Source organism: Candidatus Babela massiliensis (assembly GCF_000513475.1).
In the GTDB taxonomy this organism is placed as follows: Bacteria; Babelota; Babeliae; order Babelales; family Babelaceae; genus Babela; species Babela massiliensis.
Window position 1 is genome coordinate 879294 of record NC_023003.1, and the last position, 19051, is coordinate 898344.

Here is a 19051-nt window from a genome sequence, read left to right on the forward strand (position 1 = left end):
TATGTTAAATTCAAATATAGATAAAATTTTAAATACTTTGTCAAATAAAAGTAAAAAATTAATTATATTTTTCATAAGGGGACATATTTTATGAGTTTACGTAATTTAAGGATTTTAAATTTGAGTGTAAGTGCACTTTGCGTATTTTTTAATTTAAATTTAATTTCTATGCAACAAGAGCAGAAGTTTAAAAATTCTAAGAAAATAAAACAATATCGAGTATTAAATAATGGAGACAGAAGTTTTAGTGGTTATCATGCACTTTATAACAGCTTTTTACTATTTAAGTCGCGAGAAAATAAAGCTCTTAAGAGCCTTTTGACAAGTAATGAAAATAGAGATAGATTCTTTGGTTCTATAGAAGCAGAATGGCAAAAGAATGTTATAGAAAGCAGGATAAAAACTTTAGCAGAATTTTATCTTGAAGATAATTTAATTAAAAATTTAAGAAATGCAGATATATCACAAGATAGCACAGCTAATGATTATAAATTTCATTTAAGTAATGATTATGCAAGAATAAATATTGCTCCAGATAATTTGAATTATGAAAAAATACGATTGTTTCTTAATAAAATTCCCGTTATCGTTAGAAATATTATTGATGAACAATACCAAAGTAATGATCAGCAAGATAAAGTCAATTTTGATATTACTGCAGAAATAATAAAAAGTGCTTTTTTAAGTGAATATGAAGAGACCGGATTAGAGGTTACTGCAAGAGAAGTTGAGTTGATATTTCTTGAACTATTTCAAGATGAAGGTTTTAATTTAGAGTTTGAAGTTATATCAGATTCTCAAATCAAGGATGCAAGAAAACAAGAGCTTTATAATATTAACTGGACAGCTCAATCTGGTGAAGAATTTGTTAAACGATTTAATTTAAAGACAAAAGCTACTGTTGAAAAGCCAGGTCATTGGTTAAATGCACAAGATTTAGATAATCTTATTAAGTTAGAAAAAGATAGAGCTATTGAAATTCCTGAAGATATGCCTGTATTTTGTCTTGATAAAGATATTAGAGAGCTTTTTAACTTAGATCAATTAAAAAATCTAGCAAGAGAATTTAGAGATATAAATTATTCTGGATCTGCAATATTTTTAATTTATATTAAAGAGAAGAGACATTGGATAAGTTGTTTTGTTGTCAAAGATAGTGATGAAACGCCTAAATTTCTTTTTACCGATTCACTTAATAATGATCGACTTAAAACAGATTTAATTCTTACTTTAATCAGTTTATTATCAGAACATGTCCTTGACATAAGTAATATTGAACTACCGCCTCTTGAACTGTTGCTTAATGGTAAGACTACCCATATAAAAGCGCTTATAGAAACTTTGAAAAATGAAAAAGACAGAAAGAGTATTTCCAAAGGTATGTTTTTACATGGAGCGCCAGGTACAGGTAAATTCAGTTTAGCTTATACTATGGCAAAATTAGCTCAATGGAAATTTTTATATGTTGAAGCCGCTTGTGTTATAGGAGATTTGACCATATTTAATACAGATGAAGGTGCTACTCTGATTACTAAAGAAGAATTAAAGAATAAAGGAGAGGAAATCTTTGGATTATTTACTAAGAATATTCAAGGTCAATTGCCTATGGTTGTTTTTATACATGGTATAGATCAAATACTAAAAGACACGGATTCGAGTGGATCTAGAAAGGCAATGTTTGATTTTATGTTAGATATATTACTAGTTTTAAAATCCAAGTATAAGCATCTGATATATATTATCTGTACTTCATATTTAACTCCTAAAGAACTCCCTAGTGGAAATAAGGTTCTAGAGTTGACTAATGCTTTTGAGTTAGATTTACCTGATTATGATAAGCGAAATAAGATTATATGTTATTATATTGATAATCTTATTTCGGACGTATTAAGAGAAGGTTATAGGCTAAGGATGTTAAAACAATATAACTGCGGTAAGGTTCTTACTACAGCATCCAATGGATTTTCTTGCTCAGATATTAAGGAATTTATGACATTAACCCGAAATGCGATCATATCGGGAGATAAAAATACCGAAAATTGCGGAATGTGGTTTGGTTTTTATAATTATATCGATTTTAGGAATAGACCTCTTATGAGTTCATTAGCAATCTTTCCAAGTGCTTGGATTGTAGAGCCAATTACCGAAAAATTTTTACGTGATGATTATCAAAAATTATTATTTACATTTTGTAAATTACAAGCAGAACAAGTGCAGAAGAGAAAAGACTTAAAATCAACATCTTCATCTTCAATTAATAGTTCTAATGTTATTAATGGTGCTTTAAAAATTGCTTATTTTGCTTTACTTTCAAGAGAAGGTATGGGTGTGTTTGTAATAACAGAACTTGGAAAAGCATTTGTGGCAGGTATGGCTGAAAGCATAAAAGAAGGAACTGCAGAGTTTACTAAAAAGAATGTTAATAAGTATATTTTACATAAAGAAGAAAATGTATCTGAAGAAAAAAAATCTTAATTTAATTTAGATTTGATATAATAAAAAAGGTATTAATAAAAGCTTCGGCTTTTATTTAATTAGCTTTCTCTATTAATATTTATATAGAATTTATGTTAATTTAAGCTCTATTTGAGTCTAATTATTAAGAAAGGTAGTATAAATTGATATTTTATAAGCAATTTATACTACCTCCAGATTTAATTAATTTGAATTAATTCCAAAATGCTAATAGAATCTAAATATTTTTGTTGAGCATTTCGATATGGATGTAATATAAAGTATTCTTTATTTTTTTCTTTTCCTATAGATATTAACTTATTAATAGCTAAAACTGTTGTAGTGGCAGTTATTATAGTAGGAATGATCGATATTTCTGAGTGTTTTTTTAAATATTCTTCTAGTAAGCTTAGTGTTATACTGCCTCCTATGAAGAAAACTCCTATGCTTACGAAAAAATAGTTAGCAAAGGGAGTGATTTTGCTTTTCGGTTTAATTAAATTAAGATTCATCTTATTTTTTCTAATTTGAGCAACTTCATTTGCATAAATTAAAAGCCAAATTTTATCATTTTCTGAGAGTTCAAAGTTAGTTAAAGCTTTTTTCAATAAATCAGGTCTACTTTTTTTAATAGCATACTTCATAGATTCTTTTGGGTCAGTAGCTTTATCTATGTTATTGGTTGCCTTTAAACCTGAAAAGATGAAAATAGTTAAGGCTATACTGTATATTAGTTTTTTCATGAAATTTCTCCAAGGTTTTTAATATTTTGATTTACATTATTAATTAAATAGTTTATAGGATTATTATACCTTTGTCATAAGGTACAGTGTTTTTCTTTAGGTATCTTTAAGTTAAATTAAAGTTATTTATGATTTTGACATTAATTAATAATGTCTGTATATTCAAATTAAATATATTTCATATTATCAAATAAAATGACAAAATTATGATATTATATAATTTTATAAAAAAATACTTTTTTAATTTTTTGTTCAATGGATTAATAATTTTTAATGGAAGCCTAGTGTCTATGTCCTTAGAAAGTATTAATGAAGTGGATTATTCTAATGCATCTTATGTGTCATCATTGGCTGATAAATGTGCTGATTATATTATTGAGAATCAAATCAATACCGATGAACTAAATCAAGATCTTAAAGGTTATTTAAAGAAATATAGAAATATTAAGATAATAAATATGGTTGATATGCCCCAAGGTCTTAAAGATCTATTTCTTATGATTTCTAGTTATTGCTCTAATGAAAGTATGTTAAAAGCAATAAGATTTTTAGAAAGACTAGATAGTAATTTTAGTAAAGATGCTGTTGATTTTATAAAAGATATTTTATCTACTTTGACTCCAGAGACTTTGTCTATTGATCCTTATGCTATTATGATATTGCATATAAATTTATTTTTCGGTAAAAACTTATTTATCTCTGAAATAAATGAAATAAAAGATATTTACTTAAGAAAGATAAAATCAAATCAGGATGATATTAAAGCAAGATATATAATGTGTAAAGTTTATAAGATAGAAGAAAATTTAGAATCTTGTAAAAATTTAGTGCTAGATATGCCAGAACAGAATAATATTTTATATCATGTAATAAAATTTAATGAATTAGGACAAGTCTCATCTAATGAAATCAAAAAACTGTTAAGCCTAAATAGCTGGGAAGTTCTAAGATTTTTATTTGATGACATTGTTTTATATATAAATATAATTAAAGAGCTGAATAAAGAAGAATTACAAAATATTATTCAATCTTATGAACGTAGCCTAAATCAAATAGATAGTGAGTTTTATTGTACAATTAATTCTTTGAGGCTTGCTATATTGTACTATTGTTTGAATAATAAAGAAAAAGCTAATTCTATAATAGATAATGCTTTAAAATATTCTTATAAAAAACAATGGTATCCTATTTTCTATATAGTAAATTGTTTATTAATAAAAGATATATATGATTCCAAAAATTTAGATCCAGAAATATTTAGTTATATTGTTAGTAAAGTTAGCAATGTATATCTTATACATATGTCTTTATTTACCCAAGATAATTCAACTATTTAAATGCTTAAAAATTAATTTTTGTGTCCATTATTTTACGAGCAATTACCCAAAATTCTAATAGATAATTGAAGCGAAATAATATATTCTTAACTTTGATGAATTAATCTAATGCTATATACTATTAGTAGTATTATAATTAATAAAGGAATTATAAATGTCTAAATATTTTTGTTTATTTTTTGTTTTGATTTGTTTTCTGTCTAAAATAAATTTATCAATTTCTGAATCTACAGAAATTTATTATGCACCAAAGAATTTGAGTGAGCTTACTGCTAAATATATTTTAGATAACAATATTGCTTATGATAGTGTTGATTATTATTCGAAGGAATATATCGATAAAATTAAAGAAATAAATATAAGAGTATTGCCTGATAGGCTTAAGGAGTTATTTTTAAGTATAGCATTTACTCATTCAACAAAGAGCATAATAAATGCTTTAAAATTAATTGATAAAATAGATCAACGTTTTTCTAAAGATGAATCTAATTTAATAAAAGATCAGTTATCGTTTGAATCACCTGAGATTTTTTCTTTAGATCCTTCAGTTTCTATACTGTTATTACTTCCATCTAATATTATTGAAAATATTTTTAAAGAAGAAGTAAATTTATTAAAAACAAATTATATTGAGATCTTACAAAAAGACGAAGATAATTTAAAGGCAAAAATAGTATTGTTTAGGATTTACTTCTATATAGATAAGAATTTAAAAATTTCTGCTAAGATGCTAGATAATATTAAAAATTTTTATCAAGATTCTAATAATATATTTTATTATCTAACTTTGTTAATTACTAAAAAAGAAGAAATAAAAATTAGCTACTTAAAAGAAGCTTTAAATCATAAAAGCTATGAGGCTTTTTCTATCTTATCAAATTTGAAATCTTCATTGATAAAGTATTTTTCAAAAACCGAATTAAAGCATGCTATTAGAGTGTATAAGTATATGCTAACTATTAATAGATTTAACTTCATTCGCGATTATTTAATTTTAGCGCGTCTTTATCTTTTAATTAATGAGCAAGACAAAGCTTATAAGATTTTAGAAAACGTTTTAAATAAACGATCGAAAGAAATTTCTCATTCCCTTAATTATATGGTAACAGGGCTTTATATCTCTAGGAATCAAACAGATAAAATAACTGACAATATGCTAGAGGTTTATAATAAGTATATGCAATTAAGCTTATCAATTTCTAATAAAGTGTTTGATAATTAATTTTATAGTGCTACTTAAACTTATCTTTTATCAAGTTTCTTATTTTATTATTGTTATGTTTAATCAGATTATTAATATCTTTTAAAGATAAATTTTTATATTTACTAATTATTTGAATAGCTTCTTCTTTATCCTGTTTATATATTTTATAGTATTGAGATTTTTGCCAATTCTTCTTTATAAAATTCTGAAAATCTATTTTTATTCTTTCTGGCCAATCGAAAAAGGGATTATTATCAGTAATTTCTATATCTTGATCAAATTCAAGACTATCTCTAAAAAAATTAATAAGATAAAAGAACCTTATATTACTTTTCTTATAATTTAATAACAACCCTGTTAAATAATGATTATCATTTTCTAAATATGACCCTGGCTCTTGAAATTCTTTTAAATTTGCTTCTAAATCGTTTAGATACATAATTAAAGCATTTTTTAAGCTCTTTGTGGTATATAAAAGAATTTTCTTTTCTTTTATAAAAGACGGCATCATAATAATTTTTTGATCTATATTGACCGGTTCAGATAAGTAATAAAGAAAATAAGACACTTTTTTTATTTTTTTTGTTATTTTTTTATATTTTAGTAAACTTAATAGTAAGGGATCTATTTTACTAAGGAATTTAGGATTAAATGTCATATAAATATCTTTATGCTTAGTTAGCATACATGCAATTTCTAAATTATCTCTGTCTTTGGCGTTCGATATATAAGGGTTTACGGTTGCAGAACAAAGGTGTTTGTTTGGATTGTACTTTAAAATGATCTGATTAATAAGTTGTTTTATTAATTTATTATTCAATGTTTTATCCATTTAGTTTTCAAGGTCTTTAAGTTTAATAAATTTAAAGTATTTTGTTAAAATAATATACACTTAGAGTAATTAATAATATAATTTATAATATAATATAATATCATAATCTTACTCAAGCAAGTTCATTAGAGCTTGATATTAAGAATTTCTTAGTTAAATAAGTCACATTAATTAAATAATTAATTAATATTGACTACTAATTGTAAATTTTGCTAGCCAAATTTAATATAATATGTTAAAATATAATAAGTATTTGAATTATTATTTGAATTTTATTTTGCATCAAAATGCTTCGTGTTGTAAATTAATTAGTAGTAACAATCAAATATAATTAATTTTAATAAAAATTAATAAAAGTAAAATAATATAAATAATCAAATTTAGGAAAAAGAATTAATGCCTACATTTAAAGAAATGAATTTAAAGCCTGAGATACAGAATGCTTTAGAAAGCTTAGGCTTTATGTATCCGACTGAAATACAAAAGAAAGCAATTCCTCTTTTATTGAGTGAAAAAAAGATCGATTTTCATGGTCAAGCTCAAACAGGAACAGGAAAAACTTTAGCTTTTGTGCTTCCGTTAATTAATAAAATAAACATAGAGTTAAGGAAACCTCAAGCTCTTATTATTGCACCAACAAGAGAACTTGCTATACAGATTTATGAAAGTATAAGACTTGTTTCAAAAAATCTTAAGATTACTACTGCATTAATTTATGGTGGTGTATCTATGGATGAGCAAATAAGAATTTTAAGATCTGGAGCTCAAGTCATAGTGGGAACTCCAGGACGTATCAAAGATCATATATCAAGAAAAACTATGAATTTATCACAGATCAATACACTTGTTCTTGATGAAGCTGATATTATGCTTGATATGGGCTTTAAAGAAGAGATAGAAGATATCTTAAATCACTGTCCTGATGATAGAGAGATTTGGTTATTCTCAGCTACTGTAAAGTCCGGAATAGAAGATATAAAAAGATCTCATATGTCAGAGCCAGTTGTAGTACAAGTTAGTAGAAAACAAGTAACAACGGAAAAGACAGAACAGTTTTATTCCATAGTACCATTTAAATCAAGATTGCATGCAGTTACGAGATTTATACAAAGTGCATCAGAATTTTATGGAATTATTTTCTGTCAAACTAAGATTTTAGCGTCTGAAGTTGCTGATGAATTGACTAAAAGAGGCTATAGCGTTGGGGCGCTTCATGGAGATATGAGTCAAGCTCAACGTAACTTAGTTATTAAGAAATTTAAACAGAAAGAGTTTACCATTTTAGTTGCAACTGACGTTGCTGCCAGAGGTATAGACGTTGCTAATTTAACTCATGTGATTAACTATTCTCTACCAGAAGATCTTGAAAGTTATGTTCATAGAATTGGAAGAACTGGTCGTGCTGGCAAAAAAGGTACAGCTATAACCTTTATTATTAAAGGTGATTTAAGATCAGTTAGCAGAATTGAGCGTCAATTTGGAGTTAAGTTATTGCCTATAGATGTTCCATCAACTCAAATGTTGATTAATAATGCAATAAAAGAAATTTCACAATTTATAAAAACTCAAACTCAAGTAGATCAAGCAACTGAGCTAGAACAACTTGATAAAGTAGATAAAGTTAAAAGCACTGAAATCGATGCAGTTTATAGATTGCTTGATAATTTAAGTCAAGAACAACTAATTAAAATTGCTGGTAATTTGCTTTATAAGAAATTCTTATCAACATTAGATCTTGAAGAAATACCATATGTTCATGTAGATCAAGAATTAGATGAACTTCAAGAAATTTGTATTAATTTAGGTTCAGAAGATAATATAAATAAAGAAGATATTATCAAATATCTAATGGATACTGGTATTGTTAAAGAAGATCAAATTAAGAAAATTAGAATTATTAATAGAAGAAGTTATGTTAAACTTTCTGCAGATTGTTCTCCTGAACTCTTAACAGCACTTCATCAAAGAACTTTAAAAGGACTTAAGGCTCGTGTTAATTTAACATGTTATGTTAATGATGCGGGATCTTCAAGAAGATCAGGTTCAGGATCTAGATATGGATCTGGTTCTAGACCAAGATCTCGTTCTGATTATAGTTCTCGTGAGCGTTCAAGATCAGGTTCTGATAGATCTAGAAGAAGGTCTAGATAACTTATAACTGAGTATAAATATTTATAATGAGTAAATCGATATTTAAATTAAAATCTAAATTTAAGCCTGCAGGTGATCAGATAAAAGCTATAGAGCAATTATCAAAATCAAGAACTGAATCAGATTTAAATAAAGATAATAAACCAAATATTTCGACTTTGCTTGGGGTTACAGGATCAGGTAAAACATTTACTATTGCAAATGTTATAGCCAATCAAAATAAAAAGGTACTGATTCTGGCACCCAATAAGACTCTTGCTGCACAGCTTTATGAAGAGTTTTCTCTTTTCTTTCCGGAAAATAAAGTTTGTTATTTTGTAAGTTATTACGATTATTATCAGCCAGAGTCTTATTTACCTGCTCAAGATATTTATATTGCAAAAGAAACTAAGGTAAATGCAGAATTAGAAAGATTGCGTATAGAAGCAGCTGCTTCTATTATTAATAGACCAGATACTATAGTTATTGCTTCTGTGTCGTGTATTTATTCTTTAGGTAATCCTCAAGATTATCGTGAATTAGCTTTTTCTTTAGAATTAGGACAGAATCTTTCTAGAACAGAATTACTAAGAAAACTAGTATTTATTCAATATGAACGTAATGATATTGAAAAATCATCAGGAACTTTTCAAGTCTTTGGAAATTCAGTAGAAGTTCAATTACCATATCAAAGAGAAAAGCTTAGAATAGAAATATTTGATGATAAAATAGAAGCTTTACAATGGGTAGATAAGAATAATAATAATATTTTGATGAATCTTGATAATACTTTAATTTTTCCTGCAAAGCATTTTGTAACTACTCAAGAGAAAAAAGATAGAGCAATTATAAGTATAGAAAAAGAGCTTAATTCTTGGTTACCAGAAATTAAAAATGATCTATATAGCCATCGATTAAAAACCAGAATCACTCATGATCTTGAAATGATCAAAGAAACAGGATACTGTTCAGGCATTGAAAATTATTCTGTTCATTTTGAAGGTAGAGCAAAAGGCGAAAAACCTTTTTGTTTACTTGATTTTTTTCAAGATGACTTTCTGTTAATTATAGATGAATCTCATATTGCCTTACCACAATTAAATGGAATGTATCAAGGGGATAGGAGTCGTAAGCAAAATTTAATAGATTTTGGATTTAGATTGCCATCCGCACTTGATAATAGACCTTTAAAATTTGACGAAATAGAAAAATACTTCAAAGATGTGATTTTTATATCAGCAACTCCTTCAGAGTATGAATATAAAAATAGTAGTTTAATAGTTGAACAAATTATTCGTCCAACAGGTCTTGTTGATCCATTAATTATAGTTCAAGAACGAGAAGGGCAAATTGAGCACTTAATAAGTCAGATTAAAGAGACTAAATCAAAAGGATTTAGATCATTAGTGACTGTACTTACAAAAAAATTAGCAGAAGAACTTGCTTATTATCTTGAAAGAGAGATGATCAATGTTTGTTATTTACATAGCAGCATAAAAACACCTGAAAGAACAGAAATTTTACATAAACTTCGTTTAGGAGTCTTTGATTGTGTTGTAGGTGTTAACTTATTAAGAGAAGGATTAGATCTTCCTGAAGTTGCTCTTGTTGCTATTATGGATGCTGATGTTGAAAGTTTTTTAAGAGATAAACGCTCTTTAATTCAGACGGTAGGTCGAGCAGCTCGAAATACTGAATCAAAAGTTATATTTTACGCTGATAAAATTACAAAATCTATGGAATTAGCAATAACAGAGACTAATAGAAGAAGAGCTCTTCAAATTGCTTATAATAAAGATCATAATATTAGTCCAGTTACTGTTCAACGAGAAGTTTCAAAAAGTATATCAAAAATTCAAGAAGCTATTGCTTTAAGTTCCAAATCAAATAAGAAGAAAAAAGTTAATAAGATAGATAGCGATATCGATATTTTAGATAATATAACTAAATTAGAAAAATTAATGCAAGAAGCTGCTGATAATTTTGATTTTGAAAAAGCAATAGAACTTAGACAAAAATGGTTTGAACTCAAGAGTTTATTAAAATAAATTAAATAATAAAGTCCCAGAATTAATTCTGGGACTTTGAGTTAATGTTATGGTAAATAATTTTATTGAATAAAATTAATAGCTATGTAAGTTATCATTTGAATTATGTTTGTAAACTATTGGATTCAGTTTTGGGTGTTTAGGTTGTACAATATCATAAGTACCTTTTTCACCAGTTACATAATATCTTGAACTTACAGAATGAAGTTCTTTACCTAAATGGTCTATGCAGTTTTTGCATTCTTCTACAGAATGATTAAGTTGGTTAACTAATTGTCTAGTTTCTTCTTGAAGTCTATTGTGCTCTGCATTGTATTCAGGGTTACCTTGGATTTGGCTTATTTTTTGTTGATTTTGGTTTATTCTAGCTTCTAGTTCAGCTCTTCTTTGATGTTGTTGTTTAATTCTTTCACTTGCGGTATAAACTTTAGATTTTGCTTGTTCAAAATCATCAGAAGCATTAACAAATGTAGCATTTACCATTAACATAGCAATTGTTAAAGTGATAAGTTTTTTCATAAGGACCTCCTTTTTTTTGGTTTTAAATTTAATTTAATATATTTTAGTAAATTTTTATGTATAGCATTATTCTATAAAATTCTATTTTGAATTTGCAATACTTTTTTTATTTTGCTAAAAAATAATTTTATTATCCTAAAAAACTTTTGTTTTTAATAGTTAGGATATATAATCATCTTTGAGTATAATTAATCGTTTTTTTTGAGGGATTACATGAAACATTTTTATATAATTTTTGTTATGTCACTATTTTTTGTCTTTTTTTGTATTTCGATATTTAACCAATCAACTAAAATAAGTGATAGCTATAAATTACCAAATTTTAAAACAGAAAATATTACGGATTTATTTCCTAAAAATATTGATGAAATTAATAATCTTACTAAATTAGCACTTGAAGAAGCGCAAAATTCATTAAAATTTATTTATGATATTAAGGACCAAGAGTATAATTTTAAAAATATTATGCTTTTATTTGATAGAACAACGGCTAATTTTTCTTATAAGTTTAGTACTTTATATGTACTTACAATGGTACATCCTGATCAAGAAATGAGAGAGGCTGCACAAAAATCAGTTATGGAATTACAAAAATTCTCTATAGATCAATTTTCTCAAAATCAAAAGCTTTACCAAATTTTAAAAAATTATAATGAAAGTAGAGTTGCTTCATCTGAAAAAATAGCAGACTTTGAAGAATATTTTATAAAAGAAACTTTAGATAGTTATAAAAAAGCAGGGCTTGAAAAAGATGATCAGACTAGAGAGTTAATTAAAAGTATTACGCAAGAACTAGGTGTTCTTGCTTTAGATTTTGATAAGAATATCAATAGTGATAATAGATTTATAAAAGTTAGTAAAGAAGAACTCAAGGGCGTTGATGATGAATTTGTTGAATCTCTAAAAAAAGATCAAGATTTTTATATATTAGGAGTTGATTATCCGACGGTTTTTAAAATATTTGAGGAATGCGAGATAGAATCAACGCGTAAAGCTCTTTGGTACGAATTTAATTTAAGAGGTTATCCGGCCAATAAAGAAGTATTGAATAAGATTATTGTATTAAGAGACCGGCTTGCAAAGTTTCTTGGTTTTGACAGTTATGCCCATATGGATATTGCTGATCAAATGGCTAAAACTCCTACTAATGTAATAAATTTTTTAAATGATATTTCAGATAAGTGTAAGTTAAAAGTAAGTCAAGAAATAGAAGCTTTGAAAAAAGATCTCCCAATATCTATAGATTTAGTAGAAAATAAATTTAAGCCCTGGGATTTTAAATTTGTTGTTAATTACTATAACAAAAAGTATATGATGCTTGATGAAAATTTAATATCACAGTATTTTCCAACAGATTATACATTAAAAGCATTGCTTGATATATATGAACAATTTTTTGGATTAAAATTTGAAAGAAGTAATGTCCAAAATTTATGGAGTGAAGATGTTCAAGTTTTAAAAGTTTATAAAGATAATAAATTTATAGGGACATTATTATTAGATTTATGGCCAAGAGACAATAAGTATCCTCATGCATGTCAAGTAGGTATTGTTTCAAGTGTTAGAGATAAGAATTATGATATTATATCTCCAGCGGTAGTTTTAGTTATTGCTAATTTTACCAAGCCTCAAAAAGATAAGCCTGCTTTATTAAGACGTAAAGAAGTAACAACATTCTTCCATGAGTGTGGTCATGCAATTCATAGCCTTTTAGGATCAACAGAACTTGCTAATCAGTCTGGAACTTCGGTTAAAGGTGACTTTGTTGAGATGCCGTCTCAAATGCTTGAAGAATGGATGACAGATAAAGAAGTATTAAAATCTATTAGTAAGCATTATATAACTGGAGAAAAATTACCAGATAATATAATAGAAAGTATACAAAAAAACCAAAATGCTTTAATTGCTTCGCATTTATTGGGCCAAGTTGCTTATTCACTAATATCTTTGAATTTGTTTGATAAAGGCGAATCAAAAAATATCGATTTAATTTGGAGAGAAGCGCATGATCTATTATCCGAAGTTACTTATGGTTGTTCAGATTATGGATATTGTTCCTTTGGTCATCTTACAAATTATGGTTCAAAATATTATGGATATTTATGGTCTAAAATTTATGCAAAAGATCTTTTTAATAAAATCAAAGAGCACGGGTTATTTAATAGAGAGATCGGTGAACTTTATGCACAAAAGATTTTAGCTAAAGGCGGAAGTCAAGATCCTAATGAACTTTTAAAAGACTTTTTATCAAGAGAAACTTCTTCGGAAGCATTTTTCAAAGATTGTGGATTATAATTTAAAAAAGAGCAAGTTATTAACTTGCTCTTTTTATTTATCAAAGATAGGTAAAACGTTATCAGAAGAAGCTGATGGTCTTGATATATTAAGTATTTGTGAAATGGTTGGGACAAATTGGGTCATATAAACATTTTTAGTTATTCTCTTTTTAAAAAAATTACCAGGTTGATATATGATTAATGGTACATGAGTGTCATAATTATATTGAGAAGTATGAGCAATGCCTTTTAAATAATGTTTTGTTATTTTAGTATAAGGCATTAAAGAATAAAAAATTTTACCACTGCGTTTTTTATATATTTCTCTTCTTATATAGATATCTCTATCAAGTATATCGAAATTGGCTTTAGATAGTTCTTTAAGTGTCCAGGCATTTCTAATACCTGGGAGATTTAAAAGGTACTTTTTTATATCTTTATATATATTAGTTCTTATATTTTTTTTCAATTTTTTTAATTTTAATTTATTTAAGTAAAATTGATTATTTTTATGTCCTATAATTATATCTTTAATGTTATATTTATTATTTATTTGACTATTAATATTATCAGTTAACTCTTTTGAGCTATAATTATGTACAATATCGAGCCCAAATTCTTTTAATGGCGGAGTTAGTGGCATTACTCCATGATCAGCAGTCAATGCTATTAATATATCTTCTTTTTTTATATTTCTTTTATCTGCTATCTTATATATATAATTAATTAAACCTTGAATTTGATTATCCATTTGATAGACCATATCTATTGCTTCTTTACTGTCAGGTCCATAGACATGTCCAACTTTATCTAAGCTGCTTAGGCTAAGCCATAAGATGAACTTATTATTATTTAAATTTATTTTTAGGCACTTTTTTGCAAGTTTAATTAAATTTTGATTGGCAAGAGGAGTTTTGTTATAGAGTTGTTCGTATTTATTTTTAATTAAATTATCTACTGTTAAAATATTGTCTATTAATGGAAATTCAAGTTTTGAGTACTTATAGTAATTATTAAATTGAATATTATAGAATTGCTTATCTTTATAAATAGGCTGCCAGATAAAATTTATAATTTTATCTATTTTTTCTTTTTTATTAAAATTAGTGATCCATTCTGGTAATTTATCAAAATAAGCTTTGCTTGATGTGAAATTACCTGTTTCATTATCTATCCATAGTGCTTTACCTAATTTAGAAGCCATGGATATTGCTGCTCTACTTTTTAAAGATAAAGCCCATGCTTGATTTTTGAGATCATTAGAACTCATAATTAATTGATCTGATAATCCGTCAACCATAATATTCTTTGCTGATTTGCCATAATCATATAAAGTTCCGTCAGGCTTAAATACTTGAGCTTTATTGTTATCGTCTTGATCACAATAAACTAGCTGATTATTTTCGTACCATTTATTATTTATAATACCATGATAAGAGGCAAATACCCCAGTTGATAGTAATGCATGATCAGCTGAAGTACAAGGACTTTGTGCATAATGAGCATTGGTAAAAACTATACCATTATCTATTAAATATTTTATTCCGCCATTTAGATTTGATTCCAATTTATTTATATAATTATAACCAAATTGATCTATTACTATTATGATTGCTATTTTCGCAGTAGAAAAGCTATTAATAGTGTTATATACAATTAATTGAATTAAGATTGTTAGTAAATATCTAATTTTCATTATTGATTTGTAATATTAAAATTTTGCAATATTAATATTATTTTATTAATTCAAAAAATAGTAAGTCAATAGATATTGTTTTTATATTAAATATTTATTTGCTTGAAAAGAATTAGAGATACTTCATTTTTAGGGTCTTCCATGTAAATACAAAAATCATTTTCTTTAAAATATTTTTCAGGATACAAATAATTTTCACTGTTTGATAATATTAACTTATTTGTATGAAATTGATCTAGCTTTGGTTCAGGAAATTTAAATGTAACATTATTTTGTATTATTTCATTAAATATTTCTTGACCATTTTTATGCTCTATGCCTCTATGATAACAAATATTATTATGATCATAACAGTTGACAAATATTACATTTTGAGTAGAAGAATCATTATATTTGATTATCCCTAACATAAAATAGGCAGTATCTTGAGTATCGTGAGTTTTATTCTGTCTATTTTTTTTTATCCCATATTTTTTGATAACTATATCTGCAATTGGGTTATAGGTATGATATAGAATTGAATTAGTTTTTTTGTCGTAGGTATATTCAGATTTAAACCATTTTAGTATTCTAGGACTGTATTGTGGTAGATCTAGGTAAGTTGTAGTATTTTTAATTTGTTTCTCTAAATTTTTATGCTCTAATTTCTCTTCTTTTTCTTCATTAGATTTATATTTATGAGGCCTCCTGTGCTTTTTCTTAGATGATTTTTTAGGATGATTAGATTTTTTTTGAGATTGTATTGGATGGTCTTCTTTAGTTTCTTCTACATCTTGTGTACTTTCTTCAACTGGTATTTCTATACTTTGCAGAATTTTAATAAATTCAGTATTACTTGATTCTATACTACTGGGTAAGATTTCGTTAATTAAAGGATATGCTGTTTTTAATCTAAACTTCTTAAGATTTTTTCTATCTTCTATCTTGCGATAGAGATCCTTACCTAATTCTAATAAGTGAGTATATAATTTTTGGTAATGATCTTGTTTAGATTCTAATCTATCTATTAATCTTTCTAAAAATTGATAGATTAATTTACTTTCCTGGCAATTTATTAATCGGAATGTACCGTTTTCTTGGAAGTAAAATTTGTTAAAGAGATTTGCAAACTTTTCAGTTAATGTACATAGTGGTATTAGATCAGGTATTAGACTATTGGCTTCTACTGTTAAATTAATATCCTCAATCCATTTTTTTATAGTATTTATAACATCATCAATTTCAATTGCATGAGTAGCTTCTATTTGAGATATTTGCTGTTGTGTGGTTCTTATATTAATTAAGGGAAATATTAGTATTAATTTATTAGCAATAATTTGATGAATTAAGGCTTTGGATATAATATTTTTTCTTTCTTCTATTACTAATTTTATTTCATTATTATATTGATTATTAGATAAATTATTTAAATAATTATAAGTTTTTAAAAGGAAATTAATACTTTTTTCTTTATCGTTTCTTAAGTGTATTAACATACTTGTACAAAATGCTTGAGCTTCAGGAGTACATAAATTTATACAGTTATATTTTTCAAAAAGATCTGTCGAATCTTCAATGCTTAATTTTTTGTAACCTTCTGATTTTATAGAATTTATAAGATTATCTTTATTATAAATAGGAGCAAAATTATAAACACTTTCTTTATCTTTTGAGGTTTCTAAAAGTACTTGAGTAAATGGTTTTATGAATTTAAGCGCAGTAAATAATATTTTTTGATATACCAATAAATTAGCTAAGCAAGATACTTTATGAGCACTTAAATTTTTTAAGCTTGTAGGTAATTCTTGACTTATTAATTTGGGATTAGTCATACCAAAAAATATGGTATGACTAAAAACATTCAATATTAAAATTAAATTTATAAAATTTCTATAATTTATTTTGATCATTTTGTATTTTATTTAAAAAGAACTAGAGTAACGTTATTTTTAGGGTCTTTTATATGAAAGCAGAAGTGATTTTCTTTAAAGTTAGTTGTCTGGTATAGATTATATTGACTATAGTATAAATCTTTTAAAAAAAATTTTTTGCTTTTTAAATCTTTATCTATTTCACTACTTACTGAATCTATAAAACTTGCTAGTGTGCTATCTGTAGATTGCATTAAGGTTCTCATTTTTTCAAATCCTCTATGATAGCAAAGTCCATCTTGACCATAACAATTAACAAATAATACATTTTGTGAGCTTCCATTTGGATATATAATCATACCTAATGTAGAATATACCGTATCTTGAGTGTTAAAAGTCTTATTTTTCCTTATTGTTTGGTTTCCATACTTTTTAATTAACATGTCTGCTATTGGACAATAGGTATGATACAATATTGAATTATAATCTTTATCTTGAGTAAAATTAGAATCAAACCATCTTGTAATTCTTTGATCATATTCAGGCTCTTCAAAAGTTTCTTTAACTTCTGGTTTAGAAATTTTGGGATTATCATTTATTGTACTTGATATACCTGGTTTTTGTAATTCTCTTCTATGCGGTCTTCTTCTGGTCTTTTTACTTTTTTTACATGTTGAGCTATCTAAATTTTGCTTTCTATTATTTATTATAAAATCTAACCAACTGTTTTCATTATTTGAAGTCTCAATAATTGGTTTTTCAGCTTGTAAGTCAATGTAGTTTTCTAAAAACTTTAAGAATTCCTTGTTATTGCTATCTATAGTCAATGGTAGATTACAATTACGAAGATTTAGAGGTTTTGATAGCCTGACGTACATATAAGCCTTTAAAAATTCTCTTGGATTGGATATCGATATATCTTTTATAATAAAGTTTCTAAGTTCTATTATTTTTTTATAAGTAGATTCAGATTCTTTTTCATACTGCTCAAAATCTTTAATGATGAGATTTATAAAAGAATTAATTACTTGACTTTGAGTTTTATTAAACGGCTTATAAAATTCACTGTCTTCTTTTTTTAGATTATCTAATAATTTTACTAGTTGGCCACATTTTTTAAAAAACGTAACAAAATTAGGAATTAACTTTTTTACTATACTATTTAAGCCTCCTCTTTCAAGCCATTTTTCTAAGAAATCTGTAAAACTATTATCTTGAATAGATTCTAAAGCTTCTTTTTCAATATCTGCAGCAGATATAAACATGTTATGATCAGAGCAATTATAAAGTAAAGATATTATTCCTTGAGGAATCAAATTATTACTAATAAGATAAGTATTAATAATAGCTCGACCATACCTATGTATTTCATTATTTGTAATTATACCTATTTCAGGATTATTTGAATGTAATTCTAATTGCTTGTGTAAGAAGTTATAATATTCTACATTTTCATAATAACAATGCGAACTAGGACTTCTTTTAGTTACATATTTTAGGACAAAAGCTTGGGCTTCAGGGGTATACAAACGAACACCATGCTCATATTTTGGTTGATTATCCGAGTTAGTTGGTTCAATATGATAACCCTGATCTTTTACCATTTCTGAAGTTTCTAATAGATCCATATCAGTGGTCATTAAATATGATACCAAATGATCCCCAGATGTTTCTATTAACTTACGAGATACGGGCTCCAAAAATCTTAATAAATGTACTATTGTTTTTTGATATAACAGTATATTCGCAACATAAGCTAATTTTGCAATTTCTGACATATTTTCTATGCTTAATTCTTCTAATTTTTCTTTTAAAGAACTAAAACCTACGTTTTTTTGTTCATTTTTTATACTTTTGTTCATAGAATAACTACTATTTTCTATAAAACATATAAATAACAATAGTAGTGTCAAAAATTTATTTATATTTTTTTTCATTTTTTTCATTCCACGTATAATTGTA

12 protein-coding genes are annotated in these 19051 nt (G+C 26.0%); 6 read left to right on the top strand and 6 right to left on the bottom strand.

The features are described 5' to 3' along the window. Window positions 1-90 precede the first annotated feature (90 nt). Complete coding sequence (locus BABL1_RS04015; RefSeq protein WP_023792723.1) at window positions 91-2475, top strand: AAA family ATPase; 2385 nt, start codon at window positions 91-93, stop codon at window positions 2473-2475. Between the two features lie 179 nt (window positions 2476-2654). On the opposite strand, the gene BABL1_RS04020 is transcribed toward BABL1_RS04015, so the two are convergent. Continuing rightward, window positions 2655-3197: a hypothetical protein gene (locus BABL1_RS04020; protein ID WP_023792725.1), complete on the bottom strand. Its 543-nt coding sequence runs from the start codon at window positions 3195-3197 to the stop codon at window positions 2655-2657. A 290-nt stretch (window positions 3198-3487) separates the two neighbouring features. Between BABL1_RS04020 and BABL1_RS04025 the strand changes: the two genes are divergently transcribed. After that, window positions 3488-4534 carry a hypothetical protein gene (locus BABL1_RS04025; RefSeq protein ID WP_044601185.1) on the top strand — a complete coding sequence of 349 codons (1047 nt, stop codon included), beginning with the start codon at window positions 3488-3490 and terminating at the stop codon, window positions 4532-4534. A gap of 154 nt (window positions 4535-4688) precedes the next feature. Beyond that, the gene (locus tag BABL1_RS04030) at window positions 4689-5756 is read left to right on the top strand and encodes a tetratricopeptide repeat protein (protein WP_023792730.1); all 1068 of its coding nucleotides are present in this window, start codon (window positions 4689-4691) and stop codon (window positions 5754-5756) included. Window positions 5757-5766: 10 nt separating this feature from the next. Here BABL1_RS04030 and BABL1_RS04035 read toward each other — a convergent pair whose 3' ends face one another. After that, window positions 5767-6570, bottom strand: a complete 804-nt coding sequence (locus BABL1_RS04035; RefSeq protein ID WP_023792733.1) for a hypothetical protein — start codon at window positions 6568-6570, stop codon at window positions 5767-5769. Window positions 6571-6966: 396 nt separating this feature from the next. Between BABL1_RS04035 and BABL1_RS04040 the strand changes: the two genes are divergently transcribed. Next, a complete protein-coding gene (locus BABL1_RS04040) occupies window positions 6967-8721 on the top strand; it encodes a DEAD/DEAH box helicase (protein ID WP_023792735.1) in 1755 nt (584 codons plus the stop codon). Between the two features lie 26 nt (window positions 8722-8747). Further along, window positions 8748-10748, top strand: coding sequence for an excinuclease ABC subunit UvrB (uvrB, locus tag BABL1_RS04045; protein ID WP_023792737.1), 2001 nt, complete (start codon window positions 8748-8750; stop codon window positions 10746-10748). 75 nt (window positions 10749-10823) lie between these two features. On the opposite strand, the gene BABL1_RS04050 is transcribed toward uvrB, so the two are convergent. Then, entirely contained in the window at window positions 10824-11267 is a 444-nt protein-coding gene (locus BABL1_RS04050) for a hypothetical protein (RefSeq protein ID WP_023792739.1), read from the bottom strand. A gap of 213 nt (window positions 11268-11480) precedes the next feature. Between BABL1_RS04050 and BABL1_RS04055 the strand changes: the two genes are divergently transcribed. Continuing rightward, a complete protein-coding gene (locus BABL1_RS04055; protein WP_023792742.1) occupies window positions 11481-13562 on the top strand; it encodes a M3 family metallopeptidase in 2082 nt (693 codons plus the stop codon). Window positions 13563-13595: 33 nt separating this feature from the next. Here BABL1_RS04055 and BABL1_RS04060 read toward each other — a convergent pair whose 3' ends face one another. The 3 genes from BABL1_RS04060 to BABL1_RS04070 form a co-directional block, all read right to left on the bottom strand. After that, the gene (locus BABL1_RS04060) at window positions 13596-15239 is read right to left on the bottom strand and encodes an alkaline phosphatase family protein (protein ID WP_023792745.1); all 1644 of its coding nucleotides are present in this window, start codon (window positions 15237-15239) and stop codon (window positions 13596-13598) included. 86 nt (window positions 15240-15325) lie between these two features. Then, window positions 15326-17128, bottom strand: a complete 1803-nt coding sequence (locus BABL1_RS04065; RefSeq protein WP_023792747.1) for a hypothetical protein — start codon at window positions 17126-17128, stop codon at window positions 15326-15328. Window positions 17129-17136: 8 nt separating this feature from the next. Then, the gene (locus tag BABL1_RS04070) at window positions 17137-19026 is read right to left on the bottom strand and encodes a hypothetical protein (RefSeq protein WP_023792750.1); all 1890 of its coding nucleotides are present in this window, start codon (window positions 19024-19026) and stop codon (window positions 17137-17139) included. Window positions 19027-19051: the final 25 nt, after the last annotated feature.

Excerpts from the sequence above, each read along its gene's own strand:
- uvrB (WP_023792737.1), top strand. The coding sequence starts at position 8,748 with ATGAGTAAATCGATATTTAAATTAAAATCTAAATTTAAGCCTGCAGGT.
- BABL1_RS04060 (WP_023792745.1), bottom strand. The coding sequence starts at position 15,239 with ATGAAAATTAGATATTTACTAACAATCTTAATTCAATTAATTGTATAT.
- BABL1_RS04030 (WP_023792730.1), top strand. The coding sequence starts at position 4,689 with ATGTCTAAATATTTTTGTTTATTTTTTGTTTTGATTTGTTTTCTGTCT.
- BABL1_RS04020 (WP_023792725.1), bottom strand. The coding sequence starts at position 3,197 with ATGAAAAAACTAATATACAGTATAGCCTTAACTATTTTCATCTTTTCA.
- BABL1_RS04055 (WP_023792742.1), top strand. The coding sequence starts at position 11,481 with ATGAAACATTTTTATATAATTTTTGTTATGTCACTATTTTTTGTCTTT.
- BABL1_RS04040 (WP_023792735.1), top strand. The coding sequence starts at position 6,967 with ATGCCTACATTTAAAGAAATGAATTTAAAGCCTGAGATACAGAATGCT.
- BABL1_RS04035 (WP_023792733.1), bottom strand. The coding sequence starts at position 6,570 with ATGGATAAAACATTGAATAATAAATTAATAAAACAACTTATTAATCAG.
- BABL1_RS04050 (WP_023792739.1), bottom strand. The coding sequence starts at position 11,267 with ATGAAAAAACTTATCACTTTAACAATTGCTATGTTAATGGTAAATGCT.
- BABL1_RS04015 (WP_023792723.1), top strand. The coding sequence starts at position 91 with ATGAGTTTACGTAATTTAAGGATTTTAAATTTGAGTGTAAGTGCACTT.
- BABL1_RS04065 (WP_023792747.1), bottom strand. The coding sequence starts at position 17,128 with ATGATCAAAATAAATTATAGAAATTTTATAAATTTAATTTTAATATTG.
- BABL1_RS04025 (WP_044601185.1), top strand. The coding sequence starts at position 3,488 with ATGTCCTTAGAAAGTATTAATGAAGTGGATTATTCTAATGCATCTTAT.
- BABL1_RS04070 (WP_023792750.1), bottom strand. The coding sequence starts at position 19,026 with ATGAAAAAAAATATAAATAAATTTTTGACACTACTATTGTTATTTATA.